This is a genomic window from Streptomyces sp. NPDC127190 (genome assembly GCF_042672505.1).
Classification (GTDB): domain Bacteria; phylum Actinomycetota; class Actinomycetes; order Streptomycetales; family Streptomycetaceae; genus Streptomyces.
Genome location: NZ_JBHXVE010000004.1, coordinates 384,456 through 391,483 on the forward strand (window position 1 = coordinate 384,456; position 7,028 = coordinate 391,483).

Sequence of the window (7,028 nt, forward strand, 5' to 3'; positions counted from 1 at the left end):
GGGCCCGCGCTACCGCTCCCGCGGCTCCGGATAGCCGTACGCCGTGGTCCAGTTGGCGAGGACGCGCTGCCGTACGGCGGCCGGCCAGCCGTTGGTGAAGCTGCCCTTGACCGGGCGCCGTTCCTTGGGGAAGCGGTCGGCGAGCAGGCAGTTGTGGACGACCTTGCCGGCCCGGTAGCTGTGCTGCTCCGCCTCGGAGAGATAGACGGAGAGCGCGGCCGTGGGCTTGGCCGGGAAGTGGACCTCGCCGCGTTCCGGATGGGTGCGGGTGGCGAAGGCCCAGACGAGTTCGCTGACGTCGGTGATGTCGATGTCGTCCTCGACCAGCAGCACCTTGGGCACACCGAAGCCCGCCTTGCCCGCGAAGACGATGTCGCCGACCTTCCGGGCGAGTTCCCCGGAGTGGATGCCCAGGGTCTCGTACCAGTCCCGCTCCACCGAGACCACCAGCCAGTGCAGCGCGGACTCGTAGGAGAACCAGGCGGAGGCCGCCGGCAGCCCCGCCGCGCGGAGCTGGTAGAGGATCTCCGCGGCGTGCATGGTCCCGGTGCCGGTGTGGTCCTCCTCGACCGGCGGGCCCGCCGCGACCACCGGCAGGATCGCCCCGTCCCGGTGGGTGATCGCGCTGACGTGGAACACCGGCTTGGGCGAGGCCTCGTCGCTGTTGTAGCCGGGATACTCGTTCATCGGCCCCTCCTGCACCGTCTCGTCGAAGGCGATGTGCCCCTCGATGACGATCTCGGCGCTGGCGGGCACCTGGAGGTCCACGGTCTCGGCGGGCACCACCTCGATGCCCTCGCCGAACAGCGCGCCCACGAAGTGGCTCTCGTCCACGCCCTCGGGCAGCGGCATCGCCCCCGCGTACGGCAGCGCCGGCTCCACCCCGAGGGCGAGCGCGACCGGCATCGGTTCACCACGGGCCGCCCACTGGGCGCGGATGATGCCCAGGTGCTGGGGTGCGGGGATCAGACAGGCCAGCCGGTCCCGGCCGGCGATCATCATGCGGTTGACCGACCAGTTCGTCCACGAGCCGTCGGGCGTGCGGGCGATGTTCATGCCGTACGTCTGGATGTACCGCCCGCCGTCGTTGCCGTGGATCAGCGGGGTCGGGAAGGCGAACAGGTCGACGTCGTCGCCGCGCAGGATGTTCTCCTTGCAGGGGGCGCCGACGGCGGGCACCTCGACCGGGGGGACGCCGGGGCGGCCGCGGGCGGCGACCACGGCCTCCATGACCGCCCGGCCCGACGACTCGGCCGGCAGCCCCAGGGCCAGCGCGATCCGGGCCAGCGGGTGCTCGGGGCCGGACAGGCCCCCGGGTGCGCCGAACACCCGGAAGCCGGTGCCGGTGTAGCCGGTGATGTGGGTGAACAGCGGTGCGGGCGCCCTCAGGTCGTACGAGCGGCGGATGACCGCACCGATCTCCAGGTTCCAGTCGACCTCGGTGTCGATCTCGTTGACCTCGCCGATCGCGGCCAGCTCCGCGATGAACTCACGCAGACTGCGCAGATGTGTCACGGGGATTCCTCGTCGAGTCGGCGCCGGGCGGACTGCCGTCCCAGCGCGGGAGCCCGGGCACCTCGATGCCGAGCAGGTCAAGGGCGCGGCCGGCGGTGTGGTCGACGATGTCCTCGACCGTGCCGGGGCGCAGGTAGAAGGCGGGCACCGGGGGCATCACGATCCCGCCCGCCTCGGTGACCGCGGTCATCGCCCGCAGATGCGCCAGGGTCAGCGGGGTCTCCCGGACCAGCAGAACCAGCCGCCGGCGCTCCTTCAGGGTCACGTCCGCGGCCCGGGTGAGCAGGTTGTCGCCGCCCGCGTACGCGATCGCGGCCAGCGTCCGCACCGAACAGGGCGCGACGATCATGCCGTCGGTCCGGAACGACCCCGAGGCGATCGCCGCCCCGATGTCGGCCGGCCGATGGCTGACGTCCGCCAGCGCGGCCAGCTCGCGCGCGCCCAGATCGGTCTCGTACGCCCTGGTCTGCTGGCCCGCGGGCGTCACCACCAGGTGCGTCTCGACCCCGGCCGCGCGGGCCAGCTCCAGGACCCGGATCCCGTAGGCGATGCCGGTGGCGCCGCTGATGCCCACCACCAGCCGCCGTGGCCGTCCGTTCCGTCCGTTCAGTGGGGTGCCTCTCCCCGCAGGGCGGCGGCGTGCTCGGCCGCGAAGTCGGCGAAGGACCGCGCGGGCCGGCCGGTCAGCTTCTCCACGTCGTCGGTGACGGTGCCGGCCGCCCCGGACGCGTAGAGGCCGTACAGCTCGACCAGCCCCTCCGCCCGCCAGGGGTCCCAGCCGGCGGCGAGCATCCCGGCGAGCGCCTCCTCGGGCGGTACGGCGTCGTACTCCACCGGGTGTCCGACCGCCGCGCCGAGCAGCCCGGCGATCTCCGTGTGCGACAGGGCCGCCGGACCGGTCAGCGTGTAGACCGCGCCGTCGTGCCCGTCCCCGGTCAGCACCTCCACGGCCGAGGCCGCGACATCCCGCGTGTCGACGTACGACACCGCGCCCGCGCCGCCCGGCAGGGCCAGCCGCCCGCCGCGCACCGCCTCCGCCATGCCCAGGAAGTTCTGGAAGAACCCGTTCGGAGCCAGCACCGTCCACGGCAGTCCGCTGCCGGCCAGGTGGTCGAGTCCGCTGCTGTGCGCGGCCAGGAACCGTACGCCGTCCGGCCGTTGCCCGATCCCGGCGGCCGCGTGCAGCACGACGCGCGGACGGCGGCCGGTACGGACGGCGGCGTCCACGAGGTTCCGCTCGTGCTCCGCCATGTCCGGGTGGACCGCCACGAGCAGGTACACCGCATCCGCACCGGCCAGCGCCGCGTCCAGCGACGCCGGGTCGGTGAAGTCGGCGACCGCCGGGACGACCTCCGGTCCCCAGTCGGCCGGAACCGCCGAGCCCGCGCGCACCAGCGGCCGTACCGCCACGCCCCGGTCCCGCAGACCGGTGACCACCCGCGCCCCGACGGTGCCCGTCGCTCCGCTGACGACGATCACATGTACCCCCTGTGCTGTGTCCGCTCCGATCCCTGCTGCCACGGCCTCGGCCGCCAACCCGACGATTCCAGTGGGGAGTTGGCCGATCAAGGTCGAAGTGATGCACAATCCATGAGCCAGGCTCATCGATGCGGGGGGCGCAGTGGACCTGACGGAGATCGAGACCTTTCTGGTGCTGTCGGAGGAGCTGCACTTCGGGCGCACCGCGGACCGCATGCGGCTCTCCCAGTCCCGGGTCAGCCAGCTGATCCGCTCCCTGGAACGCCGTATCGGGGCACCGCTGTTCACCCGCACCAGCCGTCGGGTCGCGCTGACCCCGCTGGGCGAGCACACCCGGCGCAGCCTCGGCGCCGCCCACGCGGGCCTCAGGAAGAGCTTCGACGAGGCGTGCGCCATCGCGCAGGGCGTGGTCGGTGCCCTGTGCGTCGGCTTCCTCGGCTGCCTCAACGGCCCGCCGCTGACCGAGCTGGTCATCGCCTTCGGCCGGCTCCACCCGGCCTGCGACATCACGGTGGCCGAGGTGCCCTGGGCCGACCCCTACGGGCCGCTGCGCTCCGGTGCGGTCGACGTCCTGTTCACGCTGCTGCCGGTTGACGAGCCGGACATGCGGGTGGGCGCCGTCCTGGTCTCGCACGGCCGACTGCTGGCCGTCGGCGCGGACCATCCGCTGGCGGCACGGCGGTCCGTCGACATCGAGGACCTCTCGGACTGGGTCCTGCTGGACGGCCCCGCCGAACTCCCGGAGGCCCTCCGGCACGGCTTCTGCCCGCCGTTCACCCCGCTGGGCAGGCCGCTCCGCCGCGGGCCGGGCGGGCGGACCTACCAGGAGGCGCTGCACCGGGTGGCCGCCGGCGAGCTGGTCTGGACGACCCACGAAGGCCTGTTCCGCTCCTACGCCCACCCCGGCGTCGTGCACCGCCCGCTCACCGGCCTGCCCCCGGCCAACGGCGCCCTGGTGTGGCGCGCGGACACCGAGAACGCCAAGATCCGCGCCTTCACCTCCCTGGCGCTCGGCAACTAGGGGGTCCATGCAACCTTTCCCGCGCGCACGGGGTGAGTAGGTCGGGAGGAGGTCTCTCCCGATGCCGAACGACCCTTGCCGAGAAGGAGCATGATGTTCCCGCGCAGAATCCTTTCGACCGCCGTGCTGACGGCGGCGATCGCAGGTCCGGCCGGGGAGCCACCCGCTCCCCGGCCGGCGCCGCGGACGAGGCACGGGTGATGACCCTGCCGGGAACCCCGGGCTTCGTCCTCGCCTGCGCCTGGCGCCGCCGCCCGCCGCCCGCCGCCCGCCGCCCGCCGCCCGCCGTCCGCCGGCGGAGCCGGACGACGGGCCGACGACGGTGACGGCGTACGACGCGCGCGGCCGCGTGACGGCGACCTTCGAAGACCCCTTCTGGCCCCCGGGCGTCATCGGCGTCGTCGGCGTCATCCGCTGGTCAGCCGCTCAATCGCCTTGAGGACCCGCCCCGCGCCGTCCTCGGTCGCCATGTGGCGCGCGGCTTCGGCGGCGGCTCGGGTGTACGCCTGCTGCTTCACGACGCGGTCGAGCGCGTCCGCGAGCCGTTCGGCGGTGAGGGACCGGAAGGGGATCGGGTCGGTGGCGGCGCCGAGGGCGGCGAGCCGGCCCGCCCAGAACGGCTGGTCGGCCGTCACCGGCACGGTGACCGCGGGCACTCCGGCCCGCAACGCGGCGGCCGAGGTGCCGGCCCCGGCGTGGTGGACCACCGCGGCCAGCCGGGGGAACAGCAGGGCGTGCGGCACGTCCCCGATGGTCAGGACGTCGTCGGTGTCGGCGTCGGCCGCGAGCCCGGCACTGCCGGCCTGGAGGATGCCGCGCAGCCCGGCCCGACGCAGGGCTTGTACGGCGATCTCGCTGAGCCGTGCGCCGTGCCCGGGCGCCATGCTCCCGAAGCCGACGAGGACGGGCCGGGGCCCGGCGGACAGGAAGTCCTCCATCACCGCGGGCAGCCGTTCCGCCGCGTCGTGGTGGGGCCACCAGGTGCCCACGACCTCCAGGCCGGGACGCCAGTCGGAGGGGCGTGGCACCAGGGCCGTGCTGAAGCCGTGCAGCACGGGCCAGTTCGCCTGCTCCTGTCGCCGGCGGACCTCGGAAGGGGAGGCCGGGGGCAGCTGGAGGCGGTGGCGCAGCTTCGCGGCCGCCTCCGCGTAGAGGCGGTCGGCCATGCGGAGGGCGAAGCGCCCGGCGGCGCGGTTGCCGCGGCGGCCCAGGGAGCGCAGACCCGTGACGACGGGCGGGAAATCGCCGGTCGGCGCGGTGGGCTGGAGGTACACACCCAGGCTCGGGGTGCCCGTGGCCTCGGTGAGATGCCAGCCGAGCGGGGCGGTGGTGGGCGACAGCAGCAGCAGTTCCGTGCCGTCGTCCACCGCGTCGGCGAACCCCTGCCCCAGTTCCGTGACGAACGCGGCCGCGGCCCGCATGAGTCCCCGCCCGCCCGTGACACCGCCGCGGACCCGAGGGTCGGCGGGGAGGCTGCGGAAGTCCAGCCCGGCGCCGTGCACGAGCGGCGCGAAGGTGTCCGTGGTGGCCAGGGCGACGTCGTGTCCGGCGCGGCGCAGTTCCGCGCCCAGACCGGTGTAGGGCGCGACGTCTCCACGCGATCCGGCCGCGGCGATCAGGATTCTCAACGGTCCTCCCCGGATGCGGTACGGCCGTCCCCGTGCCGGGCCGCGTTGGCGTGGATCGCCCGGCACGTATAGGCGGCCAGCCCCGGGCGCTGCTGTGACGGCGGCACGACCAGGGCGAAGGCGCGCGGGTCGGCGACGAAGTCGTCCGCGATGCGCCGGTGCATGTCGGGCGGGCAGCGGGTGAACCAGCGCGAGATGTGCAGGCGGTGCTCCTCGGCGAGGTCCATGGCCCGCTCGCCGTCGCCGGGCTCCCCGTCGTCGAAGGCCGCGAGCAGCTCCGCGCGCCAGGCGGACGCCTCGCTCATGAGCTGCCGCCAGTCCTCCTTGGTGTGGGCGGCCGCGCGCGTCATCGACTCGCGCCGGCCCTCCGAGTCCGCCCACTTCAGCTCGGCCTCGGTGGCGTAGCTCAGGTCGAAGGTGATCTCGCCGAAGACCTCGAAGCGTTCCTGCGGGGTCAGGGACACCCCGGTCCGCTGCACCTCGATGGCTCGTTCCGCCACCTCGGCCAGCCGGTGCAGCCTGGCGATCTCCGCACTCAGCTGCCGCTGCCTGGCCCGCAGCTGGTCCACGGCGTTCGTCTCCGGATCGTGGAGGATCGCGGCGATCTCCTCGAGGGAGAAGCCGAGTTCGCGGTAGAAGAGGATCTGCTGGAGCCGGGCCAGGTCGGCGTCGCTGTAGAGCCGGTAGCCGGCGTGGCTGCGCTCACTGGGCGAGAGCAGTCCCGCCTTGTCGTAGTGGTGCAGCGTACGCACCGTCACCCCGGCGAACGCCGACACCTGCCCCACGGAGTAGCTCATCCATCAGCCCTTTCGTCGGCCTACAGACTCAGGCCTGACGTAAGGGGAGGGTCAACCGCGCTCGCGTGTTCAGGCGGAGGCGGAGCTGGAACTCGAGCCGGAGCTGGTGCCGGAGCCGGAGCCGGCCGCCGATCGGCCGGCTGCGCGGCGGTACTCGGCGTTGATGCGCTGCGCTTCCTCGAGCTGGTCCTCGAGGATGACGATGCGGCACGCGGCCTCGATCGGGGTGCCCTGGTCGACCAGTTCGCGGGCGCGCGCGGCGATCCGGAGTTGGTAGCGGGAGTACCGGCGGTGTCCTCCCGCCGAGCGGAGCGGAGTGATCAGACGAGCCTCCCCGATGGCCCGGAGGAAGGCCGGGGTGGTCCCGAGCATCTCGGCCGCCCGGCCCATCGTGTACGCGGGATAGTCGTCGTCGTCCAGGCGATCATTCAGGGGGTTGTCCGATGTCATGTCACCTCGCTGTGTAACGCGTCGAGGGGCCCGGGGGGGGGGGTAGCGCCCCCCCCCCCCCCCCGAAAAAAAAAAAAAACTCTACGGCGCGAACAGGCACCCCCGCCTGGTGAGGGGGTAGCGCGCACCACGCCCGAG

7 protein-coding genes are annotated in these 7,028 nt (G+C 73.7%); 1 reads left to right on the forward strand and 6 read right to left on the reverse strand.

What is annotated here, in order from left to right; translation table 11 throughout:
• Positions 1 to 9 precede the first annotated feature (9 nt).
• The 3 genes from ACFVIU_RS09835 to ACFVIU_RS09845 are packed head-to-tail and all read right to left on the reverse strand — an operon-like array spanning position 10 to position 2,994.
• On the reverse strand, positions 10 to 1,515 hold the full coding sequence (locus tag ACFVIU_RS09835) for a UbiD family decarboxylase (protein WP_385841722.1): 1,506 nt from the start codon (positions 1,513 to 1,515) through the stop codon (positions 10 to 12).
• Entirely contained in the window at positions 1,490 to 2,092 is a 603-nt protein-coding gene (locus ACFVIU_RS09840) for a UbiX family flavin prenyltransferase (RefSeq protein WP_385841723.1), read from the reverse strand. The genes ACFVIU_RS09835 and ACFVIU_RS09840 overlap by 26 nt, the downstream gene beginning before the upstream one ends.
• A gap of 29 nt (positions 2,093 to 2,121) precedes the next feature.
• Positions 2,122 to 2,994 (reverse strand): NAD(P)H-binding protein, encoded by an 873-nt coding sequence (locus ACFVIU_RS09845; RefSeq protein WP_385841724.1) that lies wholly within the window; start codon positions 2,992 to 2,994, stop codon positions 2,122 to 2,124.
• A 142-nt stretch (positions 2,995 to 3,136) separates the two neighbouring features.
• On the opposite strand from ACFVIU_RS09845, the gene ACFVIU_RS09850 reads away from it, so the two are divergent.
• Positions 3,137 to 4,015 carry a LysR family transcriptional regulator gene (locus ACFVIU_RS09850; RefSeq protein WP_385841725.1) on the forward strand — a complete coding sequence of 293 codons (879 nt, stop codon included), beginning with the start codon at positions 3,137 to 3,139 and terminating at the stop codon, positions 4,013 to 4,015.
• 407 nt (positions 4,016 to 4,422) lie between these two features.
• Here ACFVIU_RS09850 and ACFVIU_RS09855 read toward each other — a convergent pair whose 3' ends face one another.
• From ACFVIU_RS09855 to ACFVIU_RS09865, 3 genes are all read right to left on the reverse strand, one after another.
• Positions 4,423 to 5,643: a glycosyltransferase gene (locus ACFVIU_RS09855; protein WP_385841726.1), complete on the reverse strand. Its 1,221-nt coding sequence runs from the start codon at positions 5,641 to 5,643 to the stop codon at positions 4,423 to 4,425.
• Entirely contained in the window at positions 5,640 to 6,440 is an 801-nt protein-coding gene (locus ACFVIU_RS09860) for a MerR family transcriptional regulator (protein ID WP_385841727.1), read from the reverse strand. Before ACFVIU_RS09860 ends, ACFVIU_RS09855 begins: the two co-directional genes overlap by 4 nt.
• Before the next feature lie 69 nt (positions 6,441 to 6,509).
• Positions 6,510 to 6,890, reverse strand: a complete 381-nt coding sequence (locus tag ACFVIU_RS09865) for a MerR family transcriptional regulator (protein ID WP_385841728.1) — start codon at positions 6,888 to 6,890, stop codon at positions 6,510 to 6,512.
• Between the last annotated feature and the right edge of the window lie 138 nt (positions 6,891 to 7,028).

What these genes read in the sequence shown, in the direction of transcription:
- ACFVIU_RS09860 (WP_385841727.1), bottom strand. Translation starts at nt 6,440, where the DNA reads ATGAGCTACTCCGTGGGGCAGGTGTCGGCGTTCGCCGGGGTGACGGTG.
- ACFVIU_RS09865 (WP_385841728.1), bottom strand. Translation starts at nt 6,890, where the DNA reads ATGACATCGGACAACCCCCTGAATGATCGCCTGGACGACGACGACTAT.